The following is a 354-nucleotide window of genomic DNA, read 5'->3' on the forward strand; positions in this document are numbered from 1 at the left end:
GCGTCCGTCATCACGCACGGCGCGTCGGACATCCTCAAGGATCAGGTAGCCGTCGTGCTGCCGAACGAGATAGTCGGCTGGGCGACGATCGCCGTCGCCGGTCTGCTCATCTTCTGGGCGCAGTTCGGGTACCAGCTGGCGAAGAGCTACGGCTGGACTTGGGCGTCCAACTTGAAATGGCCGTTCTAGCCGCGCAGACGCGCCAGGACGCGGGTCCGGTCCGCAACACGAACGTGTAGCCGTTCGAGAAACACAAGCCGCTCAGAATCGCTCTGAGCGGCTTTCTATATGCGCGCTTTCATGTATGCTAACCGCGACCACGGAATCGAACGAAGGATTGCACCATGGCTCAGA

General features: G+C 61.0%; 1 protein-coding gene. It reads left to right on the forward strand.

Annotation, left to right across the window (positions count from 1 at the left end; translation table 11 throughout):
• A partial coding sequence (locus BIU91_RS18780) for a hypothetical protein (protein WP_171907763.1) occupies window positions 1-189 on the forward strand: 189 nt, incomplete at its 5' end.
• Window positions 190-354 lie beyond the last annotated feature (165 nt).

The sequence above is a fragment of the Curtobacterium sp. MMLR14_002 genome, assembly GCF_001864975.1.
In the GTDB taxonomy this organism is placed as follows: domain Bacteria; phylum Actinomycetota; class Actinomycetes; order Actinomycetales; family Microbacteriaceae; genus Curtobacterium; species Curtobacterium flaccumfaciens.